Origin of the sequence: Crocosphaera sp. UHCC 0190 (assembly GCF_034932065.1) — a bacterium.
Taxonomy (GTDB): Bacteria; Cyanobacteriota; Cyanobacteriia; order Cyanobacteriales; family Microcystaceae; genus UHCC-0190.
Window position 1 is genome coordinate 233816 of record NZ_JAYGHP010000005.1, and the last position, 22682, is coordinate 256497.

Genomic DNA, 22682 nt, shown 5'->3' on the forward strand with positions numbered 1-22682 from the left:
ATGACAATTACTGTCGAATCAACCCAAATGGAACACCAACAAAGGAAATGGACGGATTATTTCACCTTCTGCACGGATCATAAGGTGATTGGTATCCAATATCTCGTCACTTCCTTCGTCTTCTACTTCGTCGGTGGGGCCTTTGCTGAAATTATTCGTACCGAATTAGCAACCCCCGATCCCGATTTCGTTACCCCCGTCATGTATAACCAATTCATGACCATTCATGGCACGATCATGATCTTCTTATGGATCGTACCCGCAGGGGCCGCTTTTGCCAACTATCTGATCCCCCTAATGGTAGGGGCCGATGATATGGCTTTTCCTACCCTCAATGCGGTAGCGTTTTGGTTAACTCCCCCTGGAGGTATTCTCCTGCTACTCAGTTTCTTCCTCCCTGAAGGGGCCGCTCAATCGGGTTGGACTTCCTATCCCCCCCTCAGTTTAGTTAGTGGGGTCTGGGGCGAAGAAATTTGGATTTTAAGCGTATTATTGGTGGGAACTTCCTCAATTTTGGGGTCAATTAACTTTATTACCACCATCTTGAAAATGCGGATCAAAGATATGGATTTGCACAGTATGCCCCTATTTTGTTGGGCAATGCTGGCCACTTCTGCTTTGATTCTCTTATCCACCCCTGTATTAGCAGCGGCCTTAGTGCTGTTATCCTTTGATTTAATTGCAGGAACTAGCTTCTTTAATCCCACAGGAGGGGGTGATCCGGTGGTTTACCAGCATATGTTCTGGTTTTACTCCCATCCTGCCGTTTATATCATGATCTTACCCTTCTTTGGGGTAATTTCTGAAGTTCTACCCGTTCATGCCCGTAAACCCATCTTTGGTTATCGTGCGATCGCCTATTCCAGTTTAGCCATCAGTTTCCTTGGCTTAATCGTTTGGGCCCACCATATGTTTACCAGTGGAACTCCTGGCTGGTTGCGAATCTTCTTCATGGCCGCTACCATGTTGATTGCCGTTCCCACCGGGATTAAAGTCTTTAGTTGGTGTGCGACTATTTGGGGCGGTAAATTAAACCTCAACACGGCTATGTTGTTTGGTGTAGGGTTTGTGGCCACCTTTGTGATGGGGGGATTAACTGGGGTTATGTTATCCTCACTTCCCTTTGATATCCATGTCCATGACACCTATTTTGTGGTGGGACACTTCCACTATGTCCTGTTTGGGGGGGCAGCGATGGGACTGTTTGCAGGATTTTATCATTGGTTCCCGAAAATGACGGGACGAATGATCAATGAACCTTTAGGGAAAGCTCACTTTGCTCTCATATTTATTGGGCTAAATATTACCTTTTTGCCCATGCACGAATTAGGGCTATTAGGGATGAATCGTCGCATTGCGTTATATGACATTCAATTCCAACCTTTGAATCAACTTTGTACTTTGGGTGCTTATATATTGGCCCTATCAAGTGTTCCCTTTGTGATTAACATTTTCCTCAGTTTGACTAAAGGAGAAAAAGCCGGACGTAACCCCTGGCGGGCCTTTACGTTGGAATGGCAAACTTCTTCTCCCCCTGCCATTGAAAACTTCGATGAAGAACCTATTTTATGGGCTGGCCCCTACGATTATGGTACTGATTCTGAAGGGGTGGATTCTGAAGAATCTGTTGAAGAAATGTTGGCGGAAGTGGGTGCTAACTCGAAATAGTTTTGCTTTCATTCGTGGGCATAAATAATCTCTTATGCCCCTACTTTTGACAATTAATTGTCTGACATTCTTACTCTTTTTTTTCTTCTGTTCTCATTTGTCATTAAATCATTTCAACCCTTAAGTTCGCTATGCAAGGATCAGCAATTCAACAACCCCACGGCACCGTTACTGAGCATGGTGGAGAGTCTGGCCATCATGGTAGTCATCCCGATCACAGACTGTTTGGTATTGCCCTATTTTTAGTGGCTGAAAGTGCAATTTTTCTGGGCTTATTTACGGCTTTTATCATTTATCGAACAGTGATGCCTGTTTGGCCCCCAGAAGGTACTCCTGAATTGGAATTATTGTTACCAGGGATTAATACTATCATTCTTGTTTCTAGTAGTTTTGTCATGCACAAAGGACAAGCTGCCATTAAAAAAGATGATGTTTCTGGGTTACAATTTTGGTTCGGCATTACTGCGGTAATGGGTATTATTTTCCTCATGGGCCAAATGTATGAATACTTCCATCTAGAGATGGGGTTAACCACTAATTTATTTGCCAGTTGTTTCTATGCTTTAACAGGGTTTCATGGTCTTCATGTGACTTTTGGACTGTTATTAACTCTCGCTGTTTTATGGCGTTCTCGCCAAGAAGGTCATTATAGCAGTCAGTCCTTTTTTGGGGTGGAAGCAGCCGAACTTTATTGGCACTTTGTTGATGTGGTTTGGATTATTCTGTTTATTCTGGTTTACTTACTATAAAGCCAGTTAAAGTGATAATTAACTGGGTTTTTTCGGATATTTATCTGTTGGAAAAACCCGGTTTTTTTATTGGCTTGACTAAGATTAATCATAGATTGAAGCGTATTTTATAGCTCTACGGATTGGTAGTGTTTAAGAAATAGTCTCTCCCCCTTAAGAGCAACCCTAGAATATCAGCCCTATCTTGCAGGAGAAACCCCAAATTTCGCTGATTATGTGGCTTTTGCTCCTTTTCAGTGGGCTAGGGCTATTTGTCCTATATCCTTGCTCAATCCTGATGATCCAGTGTATCTTTGGCGTGAGCGTTTGTTAAATGCCTTTGACGCTTATCCTCAGCAAGCACTGGGGTATTCTGTCTAAATGGCTTCTTCTTGCTAAAAATTTGCTAAATTCAACCCTTTTTATCAATTATGATTGACCTTTACTATTGGACAACCCCCAACGGCCATAAAATTACCATCTTTCTCGAAGAAGCTCAGATAGAATATAGGCTCAATTTGATTAATATTAGCAAAGGAGAGCAATTTTCCCCTGAGTTTCTCAAAATTTCCCCTAATAATCGTATCCCTGCTATTGTTGATCACTCTCCCGAAGACTCAGGAGAACCCATTACTGTGTTTGAATCAGGGGCAATTTTGCAGTATTTAGCGCAAAAAAAACAGAAATTCTTACCTACAGACATCCGGGGACAAGTTGAAGTGATGCAATGGTTATTTTGGCAAATGGGGGGATTAGGGCCGATGTTAGGGCAAAATCATCATTTTAGTAACTATGCCCCTGAAAAAATTCCCTATGCCATTGAGAGATATGTCAAAGAAACAGAACGTCTTTATGGTGTTCTTGATCAATGCCTCAAGGACAAAAAATATATTGCAGGAGATTACTCAATTGCAGACATGGCAGTCTATCCCTGGATTGTGCCTCATCAACAACAACAACAAAACTTGGCAGATTTTCCCCATGTTAAGGGATGGTTTGAAACCATAAAAAATCGTTCAGCAGTACAAAAGGCTTATGCGATCGCCCATGAACTTAAAACAGAAGCCACCGTTACATCAGAGTCTAGCAAAATTTTGTTTGGCCAAGGGCGGCGAACCTCTCTTGATTGATTTTTTTTGAACTGTTATTATTAGTCTAAAAGTGAGAGTTTTTCTGATTCTGTATCCCATTAACTCACTTTTAGTCATTGATCTCCGTTCTCAAAAGGTCAGCGGCTCAGCAATTCTTAACTTGATTGATGTAAAATCAAACGGTTGCCAGCCGGATCGTAACCATAAATTTCTCGGCCGTGGGATGCTGTATTGATGCTTCCAGGTGGGGGATAACCCATCTCTATTAATAAGGCGATCGCTGCTTCTAAATTCTTGACTTCTAAACACAAACTGATCCCACTTCCTAATGAGTGGCTAAACTCCTCTTGATGAGTGGGTTTTGGCTGAAAAATCCCTAACCGTAACCCCACAAGCTGAAATTCTGCATAACGGCCGGGTTGATAAGGGTGAGGGGTTTGGGATAAAAGTTGATGATAAAACTGCACCACCTGTTCAAAGTTTGTGGCAGCTAAAGCGACAAAAGCATTAGTGTAAGCTAATCCCATTACTCTAAAAGGGTTAGAATTTCCACACCCGTTTCTGTGACGGCAATGGTATGTTCAAACTGTGCCGATAATTTACCATCTTTGGTAATAGCCGTCCAACCATCATCTAGAATAATCCCTTCCCAGGTTCCTTCATTGATCATCGGTTCAATCGTAAACACCATACCTGGCCGTAACCGTTTCCCTTTTCCTCTGGTACCATAATGGGGAACTTGAGGAGCCGTATGAAAAACATTACTAATACCATGGCCCACAAAATCTCGCACCACTGAAAAGCCTTGAGGTTCGGCACATTCTTGGATAGCAGCCCCAATATCTCCAATTTTGCCCCCAGGTTTAACGCTTTCAATGGCTTGCATTAAACATTTTTCTGTCACTTCTACTAATTTTTTAGCCAGAGGGGAAGGGGTTCCTACGATAAAAGTTTTGGAAGTATCACCATAATAACCATCTAAAATTGGGGTGACATCAATGTTAATAATATCCCCGTCTTGAAGAATTTGTTTTTCGTTGGGAATGCCATGACAAATGACATGATTAATGCTAGTGCAAATAGATTTAGGAAAGCCATGATAGCCTAGGGGTGCGCTTTTTGCCCCATGAGCTTGTGTCCATCTTTCCGCCTCATCATTAAGTTCTAAGGTACTTACCCCAGGTTTCACCATGGGGGCCAAATGTTCTAGTAACTGCGCTGCTAAACGTCCGGCCCGACGCATTTTTTCAATTTCGCGTTTAGATAATAGGGTGATGGTTTCTCCCATGGGTTTTGTCTGAGAATGTTTAAATATAAAGTTTCTACTATAATAACAAAATTTGGTTCTCAATTAACATTAATTTGGGTGATAAGATTAAATATTCTCTCCAGAACTGAAATTGGTTCGCCTTGTTCATTTTTCACATAAGATTCATCTTCAAAATAAATTAAATGATATTTTCCTGTAAAGCGATCAATAATATTTTTCATTGGATAAAATACTTCATTTCGTTGTAATCTAGTCATGATTATGTCATTCTCTAAATGAGATGGTTTAAATAATTTCAGTGAAATTTTAGTACAATACCAATCAAATTCTGCCCAGTAATCAATCCAACAATGAGTACCAAGTTGATTATTTTGATTGAGTTTAATTCAATTTTTAAAACATTTTGAGACAATATATTTAAGAATAATTTTTGTAAATTATTAGAACTAACTTGGGGGATATCTTCTGTCCAATCAACCTCATAAATGTCAAGTACACAAGAAGTTAACCCGACTTGCTTGATCTGAAGATTATCCTGAGTTGATTCTCGATAAGCTTGAAAAAATCGGGACTCTTTTTGTGTTTTATCTAATAGAAAGTTAGACAAACCATGATATTTAAACCCAGGAATAAAAATAACTGCCTTTTGGGGTTTAACTGAGGGTTGACTAGCATCAATAATCATCATCATGACCCCTAAATAATGCTAAATTAAACTGTTAATAATTTTCTAAATGGCAGAATTACTTTCAAGTTTAGAGAATCTTAGCAGCGTTTTGGGAAAATCGATATTACAATTAAGTTACAGTAGGCTAATTTCTGCAAACTCACCCCAACCACACCCTCTATGACCGACGTTCCTGTTTCTCGCATTCGCAACTTCTCCATCATCGCCCATATCGATCACGGTAAGTCCACCTTAGCGGATCGGATGTTGCAAGTGACCGACACTGTCGCACAACGACAGATGAAAGAGCAATTCCTCGATAACATGGATCTAGAACGGGAACGGGGAATCACCATCAAACTCCAAGCTGCGCGGATGAACTATACAGCCAAAGATGGTCAAAAATACGTCCTCAACCTCATCGATACCCCTGGCCACGTGGACTTTTCCTATGAAGTCTCCCGTTCTTTGGCAGCTTGTGAGGGGGCCTTATTAGTGGTAGATTCCTCCCAAGGGGTAGAAGCGCAAACCCTGGCCAATGTTTATCTTGCCTTAGAAAATAACTTAGAAATTATTCCAGTTTTAAATAAAATTGACTTACCAGGCTCAGAACCCGAACGGGTGGCCAATGAAATAGAAGAAGTCGTGGGTCTAGATTGCAGTAATATCATTAAAGCCTCTGCTAAAGCGGGAATTGGGGTGGATGAGATTTTAGAATCTATCGTTCATCTGGTTCCTCCGCCCCAGGATACGGTGAATGAACCCCTACGAGCTTTAATTTTTGATAGTTATTATGATGCCTATCGGGGGGTTATTGTTTATTTTCGGGTCATGGATGGTCGGGTGAAAAAAGGCGATCGCGTCCGTTTGATGGCCTCTGGAAAAGAATACGTAATTGATGAATTAGGGGTTCTCTCTCCTAACCAAATTCAGGTAGATGAACTCCACGCAGGAGAGGTGGGCTATTTCGCTGCTGCGATCAAAGCCGTAGAAGATGCTAGGGTGGGCGATACCATTACCTTAGCGCAAAAACCGTCCCAAGAACCCTTACCAGGCTATACAGAAGCAAAACCTATGGTCTTCTGTGGGTTATTTCCCACAGATGCAGATCAATATGGAGACTTGAAAGAAGCCTTAGAAAAACTAAAACTCAACGATGCAGCCCTTTCCTATGAACCCGAAACTTCGAGTGCTATGGGGTTTGGTTTCCGTTGTGGGTTCTTGGGTTTACTGCACATGGAAATTGTCCAAGAGCGTTTGGAAAGGGAATATGACCTCGATTTAATTACCACTGCTCCCTCTGTGGTTTATCGAGTTACGACTATTGATGGGGAAGTATTTGAAATTGAAAATCCCAGTTTGCTACCCCCTCCCCAAAAACAGGAAAAGGTGGAAGAACCCTATGTTCAGGTGGAGATGATCACTCCAGAAACCTATGTGGGGACTTTGATGGAATTGTGTCAAGGTCGGCGCGGTATCTTCAAGGATATGCGCTACTTTACCCTATCCAGAACCGCCGTAATTTATGAGTTACCTTTAGCAGAAGTGGTGACAGACTTTTTTGATCAATTAAAGTCAAGAACCAGGGGTTATGCCAGTATGGAATATCATTTGATTGGCTATCGAGAAAATCCCTTAGTCAAATTAGAGATTCTGGTCAATGGGGACAGTGTGGATGCTTTGGCCATGATTGTTCATCGGGATAAGGCCTATTATGTAGGTCGTGCCTTGACAGAAAAGCTCAAAGAATTGATTCCTCGTCATCAATTTAAGGTTCCCATTCAAGCAGCCATTGGTGCCAAAATTATTGCTAGTGAACATATTCCCGCCTTACGAAAAGATGTCTTGGCCAAATGTTATGGTGGGGACATTTCCCGCAAGAAAAAACTACTGCAAAAACAAGCCAAAGGGAAAAAACGCATGAAAGCGATCGGGACAGTAGATGTTCCCCAAGAAGCCTTTATGGCAGTCCTGAAATTAGAACAACAATAAGTATTATTACTTAACATTTTTCACAAATTCTAACTAGAGACATTGTATGAAACGTCTCTAGATTTTTTTGGCATAATAAAAACTATACCGAGTTTAGAACATTTGATTATTGAAGGGAAAAGAGGCCCATTACCCCGTTGGTCAGAACGAGTCAAGAAGCCTCGTAAGCAAGATTTAACCGTAATTAAGGTACTCCGAAAGAATATTGATACCAATGCAAACCACAAGACGAATAAGACAGTGATTAGTGCTAAACGGGGCCATGGCCCAGCGATTCATGGTCATGCTTTGGAGATTTATGGCCCATCAAGGATCTTTTATTCTCAAGAGAAGAGAAACGATAAGGGAGGGGCTAGGGTTTGGCTAGAAACTTATTTGATGTGAAAGTCTTGGTTGATGAGGAATGGCAGCCCGCCTTGACCCAATAATAGAAGTTAAGCTCTATTACCAATTAATTTTCTTGAGTGATCGCACCAAGATTCGGTTTATGATAAACATATCAGGATAGAAAGGCCTTTCTATCTGAGGTTTAATTTCTCAATCATAATGTCCAATGATATCTGTCATGTTTTGCTGATAGAAGATAAATTAGATAACGTTGAGTTGTTAGAAAATTTATTCTCCGCTGCTCAAAACTGTTCCTTAGCCCAAGGGTTAACCTTTCCTGTTACTTGTATCCCCACTTTAGCAGAAGCAATCCCTAGTATCAAGGAGCAAAGTTTTGATGTTATTCTTCTCAATTTGAGCTTACCAGATAGTCAAGGATTTAATACCTTGATCCAACTCAGGACAAATTTTCCGAATCTTCCTCTTATTGTCGAAACTGAGAGTCAGGATGAAAGTTTAGTCGTCCGCTCATTTCAGTTAGGGGCCGATGGTTATTTACAAATTAAAATCCTTGATAGTAACTTATTAATTTATGAAATTCGCTTAGCCATTGAACGACAACAGTATCGGGGTAAAATAGCCCAAGAAGAACAAAAAAATCGACAAAATCAAGAATTTGCCGATTTAGATGCCTTGGTTAAATCCAGTAGTAATACCAGTATTACCGCCAAATTATTTGGCAATTATCCCCTACAAGAAAGCTTACCAGATGTCTTTGAAGAACTTGCACAGACCTATGGTAATCTCTTAGAATTAGCCATAGAACAACGAATCTTTAAAGTTGAGTACAATCTGTCTGAACAACTGAGAACTTTGGGGGATAAATTAGGCTTTCTCAAAGCGAGTCCCAGAGATGCCATTGAAATTCATACCAAGATCTTAAAAGAAAAAAGTCAAGATGTCCCCGTAGCTAAAGCTCAAGCTTATGTAGCAGAAGGAAGACTAATGATTGTAGAATTAATGGGATATTTAGCTTCCTTTTATCGTAAATATTACATTGGCTTGAGTAATATAAATATATCGTCTAAAACAGACTATCCTTAAATATTATGAGTCAAAAATATCACTTAAAACTCTACATTACAGGCAATACCGTCAATTCCAAAAGAGCGATCGCCAATCTTTTTCGGATTTGCCATGAAGAACTCCAAGATCAATATACCGTAGAAATTATTGATGTCCTAGAACAACCCCAAAAAGCCGAACAAGAAAAGATTTTAGTCACCCCCACCCTGATTAAACAATTACCACCCCCCTTACAGCGCATTATCGGCGATATGTCTAATACACAAAAAGTTTTACTCGGTTTAGATGTGATCGCCCAAGAGCTAGACAAGATTTAGGGTAAAGTCCTGAACATTACCCTAATTGCCTTGGCAAGTCTCCAAGAAACAGGCACAATAAACATTGAATCATTTTCCATCATTCACCCTTGCAGAGACGAACTGAGAACTGATGACTCCAGACAACGAAAAAGACTATCTTGAAAAATTAGAAACTGCCATTCCTGGGTTTGATTTTTTATCAGAAGGAGGACTTCCCAAAGGACGAGCCACATTAATTGCTGGAACCGCAGGCAGTTCTAAAACCATTTTTGCTTGTCAGTTTCTCGTCGAAGGGATTAAACGAGGAGAAAATGGGGTATTTGTCACCTTTGAAGAACCCCCCAAAGCTCTACGCAAAAATATGCGGGGGTTTGGCTGGAATATTGCCCAATGGGAACTCGAACGAAAATGGGCCTTTGTGGATGCTTCACCCCAACCAGGGGAACGGATGATAGTGACAGGAGAGTATGACCTAGGAGGGTTAATTTCTCGTATTGAATACGCCATTCGTAAATATGATGCAAAACGGGTTTCTCTGGACTCTTTGGGGGCAATTTTTAGTCATTTAACCGATAGCGCACAGGTCAGAAATGACCTATTTTGTTTAGCTTCAGCCTTAAGAGAATTAGGCGTAACTGCCATTATGACAGCGGAAAGAATCCAGGAATACGGTGAAATTAGTCGCTATGGAGTAGAAGAATTCGTAGCAGATAATGTGGTGATTTTGCGAAATGTTTTAGCCGATGAAAAGCGTCGTCGTACCATTGAAATTTTAAAATATCGCGGCACTGATCACCAAAAAGGAGAATATCCTTTTACGATTATTCCTGGTCGGGGTGTGGTGATTGTTCCCTTATCAGCGATTGAATTAGAACAAAAATCTTCTAATATTCGGATTACCTCTGGAAGTGAAGAATTAGATCGGATGTGTGGCGGTGGTTTCTTCCGAGATTCTGTTATTTTGGTTTCTGGGGCCACAGGAACGGGTAAAACTTTAATGGTGACGGAATTTATGGCCGGTGGGGTTGAAAGTAATGAACGATGTTTAATTTTTGCTTTTGAAGAAAGTCGAGAACAATTATTTCGTAATGCTATTGGTTGGGGGGTTGATTTTGAGCAGATGGAAATGGAAGGTAAACTCAAGGTGGTCTGTCGTTATCCTGAAACGACAGGGTTAGAAACTCATTTGATTAATATGAAGGAAACCATCGACGAGTTTAAACCGAATCGTGTGGCAGTTGATAGTTTATCAGCGTTAGAACGGGTTTCAAGCTTGAAAGGATTTCGAGAATTTATTATTGGTTTAACCTCTTTTATTAAACAGAAAGAAATTGGGGGATTATTTACCTCAACTACTCCGAACTTATTGGGGGGTTCATCGATTACAGAGGCCCATATTTCAACCATTACAGACTCAATTATTTTGTTGCGTTATGTGGAAATGTATGGGGAAATGCGGCGCGGAATTACGGTGTTAAAAATGCGGGGTTCTATGCACGATAAAGATATTCGGGAATTTTCCATTGATCATCAAGGGATGCACATTGGTAAACCTTTCCGTAATGTGACAGGAATTTTATCCGGTTCCCCTATGTATACTGCTCAAAATGAAGTTGATAGGTTAAGTAATATGTTTGAGTAATGAGATAAAAAAGGGAGTTGATTTTTTATCTCTTTTACCTACAACAATAATTTTTGTAGTAAGTTTTTCATGGGAAATATAAAGCCAGGTTTGTTCGGAATTGATCACTCTAATAGAGATTTTACTAAAAGTATAAGTTGGGGTAAAAACCAATTTAATAGTTCTTTTCCTGCTGCTTTAGCTTGCTACATGAGTCAAAAAAATTTAGACCCAGTTTACTTAAAAGTTGATAATCAGTTAGAGATTTATCATGATAAAATTTCCGTTTCTTCAATTTTAGGTTTGGATTATACTTCTCCTAACTTGTTTTTTGCGTTTGAAAGAGATTATATACCTTATCAAGATATCGTTATCGGTAATCTACCAAGGATTGATTTAGTCACCATTGATATGTCACAGCAAAATCTATGTTTAAGAGGAATAGAAATTAAGTTAACTGCTTTACCAGATAATACAACTTGTGAGTTGTCAGAAAATCAATATGGAAGTGAAATTGTTGTCAGACCACCAACCATAGTATATTTGGCAGTTAGTATTGCTAAAACTTATCAACAAAACAGATCAATATTACTATCTTATCTCGACCCAATTTGTAGTCAAATTCAAGATTGGACATCGCCTCGTCTGGTTCTTTCTATTATAAATGAATTAGATGAATTAACTCAACCAAGAATTAAACGAGATGAAATTAGTAATATAATTTTAGGAGGAGGTCAAAAGTTATTAAGTCCAGAAAGAAGATTTGATGCAATTATTCTTAATACACCTAATCTTTTTGATTAAATTTGATTTACAATGTAGTTAAGAAATTATAATAAATTTATAAAAATGAAAGTTATTGATTTATTTGCTGGATGTGGTGGACTATCATTGGGATTTCAAAAAGCGGGATATAGGATACTAGCTGCCTATGATAATTGGGAAGCTGCGGTTAATATTTATCGCCAAAATTTTAAACATCCTATTTATCAATGGGATCTCAATCAATATAAATTATATTTAGAACATTTTAGACTTTTAAATCCTGATCTGATTATTGGTGGGCCACCTTGCCAAGATTTTTCGAGTGCAGGAAAACGCAATGAAAACTTAGGACGAGGAGATTTAACAATTTCCTTTAGTCAAATAATTGCTCAGGTTTTGCCCAAGTTTTTTGTCTTAGAAAATGTAGAGCGTTTCAATAAAACCCAAAAATATCAACAGTCAAAAGAGATTTTGCAACAAGCAGGATATGGCATAACAGAAAAAATTTTAGATGCTAGTTTATGCAGTGTTCCTCAAAAAAGAAAGCGATTTTTCTGGATTGGCATTTATCAAGGAAATGAGCATGAATTAAACTTTTATTTAGATAATAGTTTATCCTCAACCCCGATGACAATTCGAGATTATTTAGGTGATAAACTGGGAATTAAATATTATTATAGACATCCAAGAAGTTATCAAAGACGAGCAATTTTTAGTATTGATGAACCTAGTCCAACCATTAGAGGCGTTAATCGCCCAATTCCTAAAACTTATCAACAACACCCAGGGGATGTTGCTCCCTTATCCTCAAATATTCGTCCTTTAACCACAAAAGAAAGAAGCTATATCCAAACTTTTCCTGATGATTTTATCTGGGAAGGTTCCAAAACAGACTTAGAACAAATGATAGGTAATGCCGTTCCTGTCAACTTAGCGGAATATGTCGCCAAAGCCATCCTTAACTATCTTAACAATCAGCAAAAAATACCCCTCTCAATACAACAATTGAGCTTCCCAATTTAACAAAAAAATACGAATGAAGGAAGAAGGGGTAAAATTTTGATAGGATCTAATGACATTACCTCGTTACCAACGCCAGAATTATGCCACGAACTCAGCGCAATGATAATTTTATCGATAAGTCTTTTACCGTTATGGCAGATATTATCCTCAAAATTCTGCCCGCTAACCAAAAAGCAAAAGAAGCCTTTGTCTACTATCGAGATGGAATGTCCGCCCAAGCTGACGGAGAATACGCTGAAGCTCTCGATAACTATTATGAAGCTCTTAAACTAGAAGAAGATGGCAACGATCGCAGCTACATTCTCTATAATATCGGCATTATCCACGCCAGTAATGGGGAACATACCAAAGCTCTAGAGTATTATAACGAAGCCATTGACTTAAATCCCCAAATGCCCTCAGCCTTGAATAATGTTGCCGTAATTTACCACTATCAAGGAGAAAAAGCCAAAGGGGAAGGCAACGACAACGAAGCAGAAGCTCTTTTTGATAAAGCGGCAGAATACTGGAAACAAGCTATTCGCTTAGCCCCTAATAATTACATTGAAGCGCAAAATTGGCTGAAAATTACTGGCCGCTCGGAAATGGATATCTTTTTCTAGATATTCCCCTCACTTGAAACTTGATATAGAGATTTATCTTTGCTATCCCAGGAACAATATTAATGATTGATCGTCAACAAGTTCAGAAAATTGCTCATCTAGCCCGTTTGGATATTACTCCCCAAGAAGAAGAACAGTTTGCTACCCAATTAAATAGTATTTTGGAATATTTCGAGCAATTGAGCGAATTAGATACGGAAAACGTCCAGCCAACCACTAGGGCAATTGAAGTCAGCAACATTACTCGTAGTGATACCTTACAACTTTATGTTGACCGAGAGGCTTTACTTCAAGAAGCACCGGCCCAAGAGGGAGATTTTTTCCGAGTTCCGCAAATTCTCAACACCGACGAAGACTAAAAGATATCTCCTTCCCTGGTGTGTTATGCTAATAAATGACTCGGACTTACGCGATTACAACGCCCAAACTTTGTCAGGACCGGAAGGTAGCAGCAATACGGGATGCTTGTGATAGGCGTGAACTCCGGGTCTTTTGTTTTTGATTTTTAAGCTTAATCGTTTTGTTATCAGGATTTATTTAAGTTTATTAAGAATTAAGAAGCGTGGGTCAAATAAGTTAAGCAATGACCCATCAGAAAGTAGAAAACTAGCATGGCTGCCGCGGCCATGGCCACAAGGGTTCCCGCCAGCATGAGAGAGAATTCCTGTTGCTCTACGGCCTCCTGCATCAGATGCAGCGACCAAGCAACTAGAGCTACATCAAATATTAGAATCGGAATCAACATATTTTAACAAATGTTAACTTTCTTCTATTTTAATACACAATTCTCATCTGACAACGGCTAACTGATAAATTAACCTTTTTTATAGACGAGTTCAGGGTTGGGACGCACAGGAATCTGGCGATCGCTTAAATACTGTTTCACTTCTGCAATGGTTAATTGCCCATAATGTAACAAAGAGGCTAATAAAGCGGCTTCAGCTTTACCTTCCGTTAACGCTTCATATAAATGGTGACAGTTTCCGGCCCCCCCTGAGGCAATAACAGGAATTTCCACCAGTTCAGCGATAGTGCGGGTTAAGGCTAAATCATAACCGGACTGGGTTCCATCTGCGTCCATACTGGTGATTAATAACTCCCCGGCCCCCCGTTTTTCGACTTCTTGGGCCCATTTAATGGCATCAATGCCTGTATTTTCCCTTCCTCCCCTGACATAGACATCCCAACCAGGATTATTAGGATCGTTACGCCGTCTGGCATCAATGGCTACAACAATACACTGTTTACCAAAGCGATCGCTGGCCCGATTAATAAAATCCGGATCTCTGACGGCAGATGAGTTAATACTGATTTTATCAGCCCCTGCTCGTAACAAATGTTTAATATGTTCTAAGGAAGAGATCCCTCCCCCCACCGTCAAGGGAATAAATACCACTTCGGCGGTACGATAAACCACATCAATGATAGTATCTCGTTGCTCATGGGTGGCGGTGATATCGAGAAAGACTAATTCATCGGCTCCCGCATCATTATAAGCCTTAGCCAGTTCTACGGGATCACCGGCATCTTGAAGATCAACAAAATTAATCCCTTTGACCACCCGGCCTGCATTAACATCTAAACAGGGTAAAATTCTTTTTGCTAACATAGGTTATGGTTTTTAACATTTCTTTTTATCATTCCACAAATTGGCTGCACCTCAGCTTAAATTCAGTGGGAATTTAAGCTAAATAGGTTAAGGATGGGGCTGTTTTCTACTTTTTGTTGTTTTTGCCTCAGATAATAAAAAAGACCCCCCAGGATCGACTAGAAATCGTTGTTTTACTGCTTCTCTACCTAACAACATCCGAAACCCCATAACATCACGGTTAGTTAAGGTTAATTCAATATTCCACAGTTGTCCAGCTAATTCGACAGGGGTTACAATAACAGGGCGTAATTGTTGATGTCCCCCAGAGTTGGTGACGTGCCTCCATTCTAATAATTCTGCTTCGGCAGTGACAGTATTATGACTATCTTTTTGGTAGGGATGAACTTGAAACCGAATCATTTCTTTGCCATCTTTTTCAAATGATTTTACATGAAAGGCGTGTAAAGCTGATGTTCTAGCCCCTGTATCTATTTTAGCTTTAATTTCTGCGATTCCTAATGCTGGTAAATCTAACCATTCGCGCCATCCAATAATTAGTAAAGATTTCTGTTCTTTTTTTTTGTGTTTTAGCATAACAAGTTCCGTAGAGCCTTTTTTTTGTTATATTGTAATGTTGAATGGTACTTTTAAAAAGCTGTTAGTATGAAGCAAAAATTATGAATATTTTTAATTGCTTGAAACAGACTCAAGGATTACGAGTTAGTGATGGTATGATGGTTCCGATACTGAGCGGTTGTGAAGGAAGTTCTCGTTTATTGGTAATGGTTTGGTCACAATTAGGAGATTTTGATACCCTGGAATATGCTTGGTGGTTACAGAAGCAATCATCCGCAATTATTGCTAAAGGAATAACCTGGCGATCGTTCGCCATTGGAACTCGTCAATCTGGTCTAAAATTTTGTGATTATACAGGATTTAATCGAGAATGGTTATTTGTTGCTCCTCAAGCAGAAATCCATCAAAAATTAGGTCTATATCAAGGTTTATCTTGGAAAATTCCAGGACTGAATCAGAGTCAAAATGCTTGGGTAAATTTGATGTTAATGTGTGCTGGAATTGGCAGTCAGGGGACACTTAAAGAAGTCTTTCGTGGGTATCGAGGAGATAAAAAAGCACCACAACTAATTGCAGATCAAGAAGTTATTCATGCTAAACCTCTACCAGCTATTAAAGGTTCATTTTTTAAGTTGGCAGGTGGCAGTGGTTTTCAACGACCTTTTGAATTAGCTACAATTAGATTAAGAAATATGACCGAAGTTCTCAGTCATTGGCAAACTTATGTCCCCAACGCCGATTATTTGACTCAACGAGGAGGAACATTTTTCTTTGATGCTCAAGGTGATTTACTGTACGAACATAGAGAAAAGGGAATTCTTGGTTTTGCTGAAAATATGAGTAATCCTCTTTCATTTTTATCAATCACTTCTCACGATTAAATTAACCATGTCTCAACGTCCCATCTATTTAGACTGTCACGCCACAACCCCAATGGATAAAAGGGTATTAGAAGCCATGTTACCCTATTTTACAGAACATTTTGGCAACCCTTCCAGTATTAATCATCTGTACGGGTGGGAAGCAGAAGCAGCCGTTAAAAAAACTAGAGAAATTATTGCTAATGCCATTAATTGTAGCCCAGAAGAAATTATTTTTGCCAGTGGTGCAACCGAAGCAAATAATTTAGCAATTAAAGGAGTTGCTGAAGCTTATTTTAATCAAGGACAACACATTATTACTGTCCAAACAGAACATCGCGCTATCTTAGATCCCTGTCATTATTTAGAAGGATTAGGTTTTGAAATCACCTATCTTACCGTCACAAAAGATGGTTTAATTGATTTAGAAATCCTAGAAAAATCGATTCGTCCCGAAACAATTTTAGTGTCAGTAATGGCAGCTAATAATGAAATAGGAGTCATACAACCATTACAAGAAATCGGAGAAATTTGTCATAAATATCAAATTTTATTTCATAGTGATGGGGCCCAAGCTATCGGAAAAATCCCCTTAGATGTACAAACAATGAACCTTAATTTACTATCATTGACGGCCCATAAACTTTATGGGCCAAAAGGGATCGGTGCCTTGTATGTTCGTCGTCGTGATCCTAGGGTAAAATTAGCCCCACAATTACATGGAGGAGGACAAGAAAAAGACATAAGATCCGGCACTTTATATACACCCCAAATAGTGGGATTTAGTAAAGCCATTGAGTTAGGATTAAACGAGATAGAAACAGAAGCAAAACGTCAAAGAGAATTACGCGATCGCCTGTGGAAACAAATTACTCAATTAGAAGGAATTCATCTTAATGGTCATCCCACCCAACGCTTACCAGGCAATCTTAATGTTAGTATAGAAGGAGTAGACGGGTCAGCCTTACTGTTAGGATTACAAACAATTGTCGCCCTATCTTCCGGTTCTGCCTGTACCTCAACCACCACCAAACCCTCCCATGTCCTCAAAGCACTAGGAAATTCAGACAAGCTGGCTTATGCGTCCTTAAGGTTTGGGTTAGGAAGGTTTACTACGACGGAAGAAATTGACACAGTGGCTAAAGGGGTGATCACTACCATTGAATCACTTCGTCAAGCCAATTGAACAAGGGCATAGGGATAATTTCAACCCCGACCAAATTGAGACATTGCGAGTGACAGTAGGCTTTTCCAGCCAACCCCGAACACCCAACCCCCAACCTCCGTAGATATTCTCTTGTCATGAAAATACCTTTCAGGTTATATTCGGGTTAAAATAATCTAAAGTTGTGCCGTTTACCTTGATGGTGGCCACCAAAAGACAGGTCAAAGTGTCCCTGCTAGCGAGGACGACATATCCAAAGCACAACTCTCCGACTGACAAGATTGTCAGTCATTGCGATCAAAAAAAACCGATAAAACTTAAATGTCTTTATCTTGGTTCTGTTCTCATGGTTATCCACCTAAAAAAGCGTCTTTTATAAATGCCAGTGAAGTGCGAGTTTATTCCAGCAGAGGATTTTCCTAAATATTGAATAAACATTCTCGTTTTTAGATGGGTAGAGACACCCCCAAGAGGACGAGTTACTTCTTCCAATGAGATGGTCAGCTTAATTACAGAGTTGACGTTAGGTTAAGGATAAAAATGAGTCAAATTCATTTCCGCTTTGTGTTGACTTGATGTCAAATGTTTTATTTTAAACAGTTTTTCGCCAAATTCAAGCAACCGACACTAGACCGATAAAGTGTCATCGTCTCTTACAAAAGTTTGAGGGAATTGCATGCCAAAGCAAATTATTATCGCAGAGCAACACCACATTGCTGCTGTTTTTTGGGAAGATCAGATACAAGAATTAGTGGTAGCCACAGGCAACCAACAAGTCAGTGATATTTACTTAGGAGTAGTTGAAAATGTCATTCCAGGCATTGATGCCGCCTTTGTTAATATTGGAGATGCGGAGCGCAACGGATTCATTCATGTCACTGATTTAGGGCCCCTGCGTCTCAAACGGAGTGCCGGGGCCATTACAGAATTATTGACCCCCCAACAAAAAGTGCTGGTTCAAGTTATGAAAGAACCCACCGGAAACAAGGGGCCAAGGTTAACGGGCAATATTAGCCTACCTGGGCGGTATTTAGTGCTGATGCCCTATGGCAAAGGAGTAAATCTTTCTCGACGCATTCGCAATGATGATGAAAGGAGTCGTTTACGGGCCTTAGCCATTTTAATTAAACCCGCCGGAATGGGCTTATTAGTTCGTACCGAAGCCGAAGGCAAAGCCGAAGATGCGATTATAGAGGACTTAGACTTCTTACAACGGCAATGGGAGTCCATTCAAATTCAAGCCACCTCAACCCGCGCTCCGTCCCTGTTAAACCGTGATGACGACTTTATTCAGCGGGTATTACGGGATATGTACAGCGCGGATGTTAACCGCATTGTGGTAGACACCCCCTCCGGTATCAAACGGGTTAGACAGCATTTAAGCAATTGGAGTGGGGGAGAGATCCCTTCAGGGGTCCTAATTGACCATCATCGGGAAAGTATGTCGGTTTTAGACTATTTCCGTGTCAATGCCGCCGTGCGAGAGGCCTTAAAACCGAGAGTAGACTTACCCTCTGGCGGTTATATTATCATTGAACCCACAGAAGCCCTTACCGTCATTGATGTGAACTCCGGTTCTTTTACCCGTTCCGCCACCTCACGGGAAACCGTGCTGTGGACGAATAGTGAAGCTGCCACAGAAATTGCCCGCCAGTTGCGTTTACGCAATATTGGGGGGGTGATTATCGTTGACTTCATTGATATGGACTCACGGCGCGACAAAATCAAGCTGTTGGAACATTTCAACAAGGCCTTAAAATCCGATAAAGCCAGGCCCCAAATTGCCCAACTCTCTGAATTAGGATTAGTAGAGTTAACCCGTAAGCGTCAAGGTAAGAATATTTACGAATTATTTGGTCAACCCTGTCCAAGTTGTGGTGGGTTGGGACATTTGGCCCATCTACCAGGGGAATCTCAATTAGTGGCCTTAGAATCATCGGCCACTGCGCCACCCCCTGCCGCCCCTGTTATTAAACCCATCGAAAAACCAGTAGAGTTTAATGAACCCTTTGGGGAATCTTCCTTTGATGAGGATTTTAACGACGCAGCGAGTCAACTAGAACTCTTACACCATCCCAGTTATCAAGAACAAGGAAGTGGAGTCAATAACCGTCGTCGTCGTCGTCGCCAACCCACCAATCTCCTGATTAAAGAGGAGTCTCCGGTGAAAGTAGTTAACCCTGTTGTAACCAAAGAGATTGACTATAGCAATGGCACGGAAACCGAGGCCGAACCCCGCCGAGAACGGGGTCAACGCCATATCAGACGGGAAGAAGTTCCAATGGAAAAGGTTTCTGTAGAAATGACTCCAGTGGAACAGGATGTTTATGCCTTAATGGGAATTTCTCCTTTAGTCCGTCTCAACCAAGAGTTTAAAGATCCTAAGTCTGTCTTAGTTTCAGTTAAATTGCCAGAAGATTCACCGACGAAAAATGGTGAGAAGGAACCAGAAACAACAGGGAAAACGGAAGGGCCGAAAATAATGGAAACCCAGATGGTTTTGGATTTACCCCAAGAGACAATGACTAATTCTCTCGAACCATTGGCCACAGAGGAGGAAAAAGAGGATCTCGACGATATTCGAGGCCAGGAAACGGAAACCGCTAAACCTGTAATTCGTCGTCGTCGTCGTCGTTCTTCTGCTATAGATACGGATGACTAAAGTTTAATTGAATGTTAAAACTGAGCGGAGCCGAAGTTTTAATGCTGAGGGTGAGTTAAATCTTACCCCTTTTTTTTAAGCTTCCCCGCTCTAAAGAGACGGGGATTTCTGAAGAGTCCACAAAAAAACTTTCTTAGGCGCACGTGAACATTGATAATATTAAATGCTGTGTCTCAAGATTTATTATTGAATCCCAAAACCTTAATTGCTGGTGTGGATGAAGTCGGAAGGGGTTCATTATTTGGCCCGGTGGTAGCTGCTGCCGTTGTGTTTCCGGTTTCGGCAATGTCTCAACTTCAAGCAATGGGGGTCAAAGATAGTAAACAACTCTCGGCAAAACGCCGCGAAATCTTGGCTAGAGACATTAAAAATTTAGCCATTTCTTATTACATTGCTTATGCTTCTGTTCGAGAAATTGATCGCCTTAATATTTTAAATGCTTCTTTATTGGCCATGAAACGGGCGGTTATTAAATTATTAGTTGTCCCTCAACTTTGTTTAGTGGATGGAAAACAAAAAATTCCTGATCTTATTATTCCTCAAGAAGCAATTATTGGCGGCGATTGCAAATCACCTATGATCGCTGCTGCTAGTATTTTAGCTAAGGTTTGGCGAGATGAATTAATGGTTCGTTTATCCCCTAAATATCCTGATTATGATTTAGCTAAAAATAAAGGATATGGAACCGAAAAACATCGTCTCGCCTTACAAAGATGCGGCCCCTCACCTCAACATCGTCTTTCTTTTCGTCCCTGTCGTAAATAGTTAATCGTTGATTTAACTGGTGACTGGTAACTGATTACTGATTTCCCTTAATTCCTCTGATTGAGAATAGACCCAGTGATGATAATCTTTTAATAATTGATTGAGTAATCGTTGTTTGATTCGATTTAAAACCCCTTTTAATAGTCCATTTCCTGCCATTTCTAAGAAGGGTTTAGGCGTTAACCATAGGGGAGGAGGTAAATTCACTTTAACGGCTAAATTAGCGGTTCCTTGTAGATAGGTCTTACCGTCTTTTTTTAGGGGGACTAGCTTACCTTTTAGGGTGAGAGAGAATCGATTATTAATATAGTCAATTCCAAGAATTTCACAATCTTCAGATCGTAAAAAAACTGTTCCTTTACTATCAGACCAAACCCCTAAAACAACCGTGGGTTGAAAGTGATAAATGTCCATAAAGTTTAAAGGACGCATTTTAAGGCGAAATTGACAGTCTGATAACTGTTCCATTAATTTTGGTTCAGCGATCGCCTTAACTAACCTTTCTGGCTGTCTCAAATAGTGGTGAATGGGAATAGGCGCATCTTCTACCCTTAAGGATAATGATTCGGAAGCAGTGAAATGAACATCCATGAGTAACTTGTTACAATTTAGCTGTCTATCTTAATTTTACTTTACAATTCTTAAAGAATCAAAGTCTTTGATTCGGTGATCATACCCTTTCCGGTGTAATCATGCCAAGGTTTTGCCACAAAATTAAGATTTATCGGGGAAATATTGACAAAATAACCCCATTGCTATACATAGATGCTATACTCCCTTTGAGATTGAGAGAATCAAGAAGACTGAAACTAATTTAATTGACTGTAAAATATTAGGTCAGAAATTGTCCTTAGATAATTTTTATTAAGTTTAAAAGGAGTTGAAGTTTTATAATCATATAATATAATTGAATTTTTTAGTATATCCTGTTAATTTTTTAGTAAAAAAATTTTTTTTTAGTTAACAACTATAAGTCTGTTATGACGCAAAATAATTTTAATTCTATTGTTATTGACATCACGAATTGTGAGAAAGAACCCATTCATATCCTGGGAAAAATTCAATCTTATGGGATTCTTTTCTGCTTAGAAGAACCAGATTTAATCATTCAACAGGTGAGCGATAATACTAAAGATGTCTGGGATATTGAACCTCAATTATTATTAGGTAATCCTTTAACTGATTTTTTATCAAACAGCGATATTGATTTTTTAATTCATTGTTTAAATCATAAAAATATTGAGCATTATAATCCTTTTTCTTTAACTTATAATCAGAAAAAATATCAAGGTATTGTCCATCGAACTCATCAAGGATTAATTTTAGAAATTGAACCAATTCAGGTAGAAAAAAAGAGTTATCCCTTGAGTTTTTACCAATTATTAAAATCCTCTTTATCAGAAATTCAAGAATCAAGTAGTTTTGAGGAACTAACCCAATTAATTGTTAAAGAAGTAAGATGTATTACTGGATATGATCGGGTGATGATTTATCAGTTTCAAGAGGATGATCATGGGGTAGTCATTGCTGAGGATAAAAAACCGGAATTAGAAGCATTTTTAGGATTACATTATCCCGCTTCAGATATTCCCAAACAAGCGAGAGAACTATATTTTAAACACTGGTTAAGATTAATTGTTGATGTCCAGGCTGAATCTGTTAATATTATCCCTCATTTTCATCCCTTGGACAATCAACCCCTAGATTTAAGTGATGCCGTTTTAAGGAGTGTTTCTCACATACATATTGAATATTTACAAAATATGGGAGTAGCAGCAACTCTAGCTATTTCTTTAAATGAACTACCCCGCCGTAAAGACGGACGGGGTTTCTGAATCCCCATCTACTTTACTTTGAGATTTTTGACGCTTCACTTGCCCTAGTTGCTTCATCGAACCAGTATGCTTACGCTTACTTATCGAGT

25 protein-coding genes, 1 other RNA gene and 1 pseudogene are annotated in these 22682 nt (G+C 39.6%); 19 read left to right on the forward strand and 8 right to left on the reverse strand.

Translation table 11 applies throughout. The annotated features are described in order from the left end of the window. From ctaD to VB715_RS10375, 4 genes and pseudogenes are all read left to right on the forward strand, one after another. Entirely contained in the window at window positions 1-1668 is a 1668-nt protein-coding gene (ctaD, locus tag VB715_RS10365) for a cytochrome c oxidase subunit I (protein ID WP_323301120.1), read from the forward strand. Window positions 1669-1799: 131 nt separating this feature from the next. Further along, entirely contained in the window at window positions 1800-2417 is a 618-nt protein-coding gene (locus VB715_RS10370; protein WP_323301121.1) for a heme-copper oxidase subunit III, read from the forward strand. 144 nt (window positions 2418-2561) lie between these two features. Beyond that, window positions 2562-2777, forward strand: a pseudogene (locus VB715_RS21970) (glutathione binding-like protein); the annotation flags it as partial. Between the two features lie 50 nt (window positions 2778-2827). Next, window positions 2828-3526: a glutathione binding-like protein gene (locus VB715_RS10375; RefSeq protein WP_323301122.1), complete on the forward strand. Its 699-nt coding sequence runs from the start codon at window positions 2828-2830 to the stop codon at window positions 3524-3526. 116 nt (window positions 3527-3642) lie between these two features. On the opposite strand, the gene VB715_RS10380 is transcribed toward VB715_RS10375, so the two are convergent. Genes VB715_RS10380 through VB715_RS10395 form a run of 4 tightly spaced genes read right to left on the reverse strand, consistent with a single transcriptional unit; the run spans window position 3643 to window position 5448 of the window. Then, a complete protein-coding gene (locus VB715_RS10380; RefSeq protein WP_323301123.1) occupies window positions 3643-4014 on the reverse strand; it encodes a VOC family protein in 372 nt (123 codons plus the stop codon). Further along, window positions 4014-4775, reverse strand: coding sequence for a type I methionyl aminopeptidase (gene map / locus VB715_RS10385; RefSeq protein WP_323301124.1), 762 nt, complete (start codon window positions 4773-4775; stop codon window positions 4014-4016). The genes VB715_RS10380 and map overlap by 1 nt, the downstream gene beginning before the upstream one ends. Window positions 4776-4834: 59 nt before the next feature. Further along, entirely contained in the window at window positions 4835-5014 is a 180-nt protein-coding gene (locus VB715_RS10390; RefSeq protein ID WP_323301125.1) for a hypothetical protein, read from the reverse strand. Window positions 5015-5052: 38 nt separating this feature from the next. Further along, the gene (locus VB715_RS10395) at window positions 5053-5448 is read right to left on the reverse strand and encodes a hypothetical protein (RefSeq protein WP_323301126.1); all 396 of its coding nucleotides are present in this window, start codon (window positions 5446-5448) and stop codon (window positions 5053-5055) included. Window positions 5449-5604: 156 nt separating this feature from the next. Here VB715_RS10395 and lepA point away from each other — a divergent pair, with 156 nt between their 5' ends. From lepA to ffs, 10 genes are all read left to right on the forward strand, one after another. Further along, a complete protein-coding gene (gene lepA, locus VB715_RS10400; protein WP_323301127.1) occupies window positions 5605-7416 on the forward strand; it encodes a translation elongation factor 4 in 1812 nt (603 codons plus the stop codon). Window positions 7417-7458: 42 nt separating this feature from the next. Continuing rightward, on the forward strand, window positions 7459-7800 hold the full coding sequence (locus VB715_RS10405) for a hypothetical protein (RefSeq protein ID WP_323301128.1): 342 nt from the start codon (window positions 7459-7461) through the stop codon (window positions 7798-7800). Window positions 7801-7962: 162 nt separating this feature from the next. Next, complete coding sequence (locus VB715_RS10410) at window positions 7963-8847, forward strand: response regulator (RefSeq protein WP_323301129.1); 885 nt, start codon at window positions 7963-7965, stop codon at window positions 8845-8847. Between the two features lie 5 nt (window positions 8848-8852). Continuing rightward, window positions 8853-9146, forward strand: coding sequence for a circadian clock protein KaiB (gene kaiB, locus VB715_RS10415; protein WP_323301130.1), 294 nt, complete (start codon window positions 8853-8855; stop codon window positions 9144-9146). A gap of 112 nt (window positions 9147-9258) precedes the next feature. Further along, the gene (gene kaiC / locus VB715_RS10420; RefSeq protein WP_323301131.1) at window positions 9259-10770 is read left to right on the forward strand and encodes a circadian clock protein KaiC; all 1512 of its coding nucleotides are present in this window, start codon (window positions 9259-9261) and stop codon (window positions 10768-10770) included. Between the two features lie 69 nt (window positions 10771-10839). Further along, complete coding sequence (locus VB715_RS10425; protein WP_323301132.1) at window positions 10840-11553, forward strand: HindVP family restriction endonuclease; 714 nt, start codon at window positions 10840-10842, stop codon at window positions 11551-11553. Window positions 11554-11598: 45 nt separating this feature from the next. Next, window positions 11599-12537 carry a DNA cytosine methyltransferase gene (locus VB715_RS10430; RefSeq protein ID WP_323301133.1) on the forward strand — a complete coding sequence of 313 codons (939 nt, stop codon included), beginning with the start codon at window positions 11599-11601 and terminating at the stop codon, window positions 12535-12537. A gap of 80 nt (window positions 12538-12617) precedes the next feature. After that, window positions 12618-13139, forward strand: a complete 522-nt coding sequence (locus VB715_RS10435; protein ID WP_323301134.1) for a photosystem I assembly protein Ycf3 — start codon at window positions 12618-12620, stop codon at window positions 13137-13139. Between the two features lie 62 nt (window positions 13140-13201). Beyond that, a complete protein-coding gene (gene gatC, locus VB715_RS10440; protein WP_323301135.1) occupies window positions 13202-13498 on the forward strand; it encodes an Asp-tRNA(Asn)/Glu-tRNA(Gln) amidotransferase subunit GatC in 297 nt (98 codons plus the stop codon). Window positions 13499-13535: 37 nt separating this feature from the next. Further along, an RNA gene (gene ffs / locus VB715_RS10445) (signal recognition particle sRNA small type) lies at window positions 13536-13632 on the forward strand. A gap of 60 nt (window positions 13633-13692) precedes the next feature. Here ffs and VB715_RS10450 read toward each other — a convergent pair. The 3 genes from VB715_RS10450 to VB715_RS10460 all read right to left on the reverse strand — a co-directional run bounded on the left by VB715_RS10450 (window position 13693) and on the right by VB715_RS10460 (window position 15324). Next, window positions 13693-13884: a hypothetical protein gene (locus VB715_RS10450; RefSeq protein ID WP_323301136.1), complete on the reverse strand. Its 192-nt coding sequence runs from the start codon at window positions 13882-13884 to the stop codon at window positions 13693-13695. Between the two features lie 69 nt (window positions 13885-13953). Continuing rightward, window positions 13954-14748 (reverse strand): imidazole glycerol phosphate synthase subunit HisF, encoded by a 795-nt coding sequence (gene hisF / locus VB715_RS10455; RefSeq protein WP_323301137.1) that lies wholly within the window; start codon window positions 14746-14748, stop codon window positions 13954-13956. 87 nt (window positions 14749-14835) lie between these two features. After that, entirely contained in the window at window positions 14836-15324 is a 489-nt protein-coding gene (locus VB715_RS10460; protein ID WP_323301138.1) for an ATP-dependent zinc protease, read from the reverse strand. Between the two features lie 83 nt (window positions 15325-15407). Here VB715_RS10460 and VB715_RS10465 point away from each other — a divergent pair, with 83 nt between their 5' ends. The 4 genes from VB715_RS10465 (at window position 15408) to VB715_RS10480 (ending at window position 20758) form a co-directional block, all read left to right on the forward strand. Continuing rightward, window positions 15408-16187, forward strand: a complete 780-nt coding sequence (locus VB715_RS10465; RefSeq protein WP_323301139.1) for a peroxiredoxin-like family protein — start codon at window positions 15408-15410, stop codon at window positions 16185-16187. A gap of 7 nt (window positions 16188-16194) precedes the next feature. Continuing rightward, on the forward strand, window positions 16195-17352 hold the full coding sequence (locus VB715_RS10470) for an IscS subfamily cysteine desulfurase (protein ID WP_323301140.1): 1158 nt from the start codon (window positions 16195-16197) through the stop codon (window positions 17350-17352). A gap of 655 nt (window positions 17353-18007) precedes the next feature. After that, window positions 18008-19993: an Rne/Rng family ribonuclease gene (locus VB715_RS10475; RefSeq protein ID WP_323301141.1), complete on the forward strand. Its 1986-nt coding sequence runs from the start codon at window positions 18008-18010 to the stop codon at window positions 19991-19993. Window positions 19994-20161: 168 nt separating this feature from the next. Beyond that, window positions 20162-20758, forward strand: a complete 597-nt coding sequence (locus tag VB715_RS10480) for a ribonuclease HII (protein WP_323301142.1) — start codon at window positions 20162-20164, stop codon at window positions 20756-20758. Between the two features lie 12 nt (window positions 20759-20770). Here the strand turns inward: VB715_RS10480 and VB715_RS10485 are convergent, their stop codons facing one another. Then, window positions 20771-21349: a DUF1997 domain-containing protein gene (locus VB715_RS10485; RefSeq protein ID WP_323301143.1), complete on the reverse strand. Its 579-nt coding sequence runs from the start codon at window positions 21347-21349 to the stop codon at window positions 20771-20773. Window positions 21350-21738: 389 nt separating this feature from the next. Here VB715_RS10485 and VB715_RS10490 point away from each other — a divergent pair, with 389 nt between their 5' ends. Continuing rightward, the gene (locus tag VB715_RS10490; protein ID WP_323301144.1) at window positions 21739-22593 is read left to right on the forward strand and encodes a GAF domain-containing protein; all 855 of its coding nucleotides are present in this window, start codon (window positions 21739-21741) and stop codon (window positions 22591-22593) included. Window positions 22594-22682: the final 89 nt, after the last annotated feature.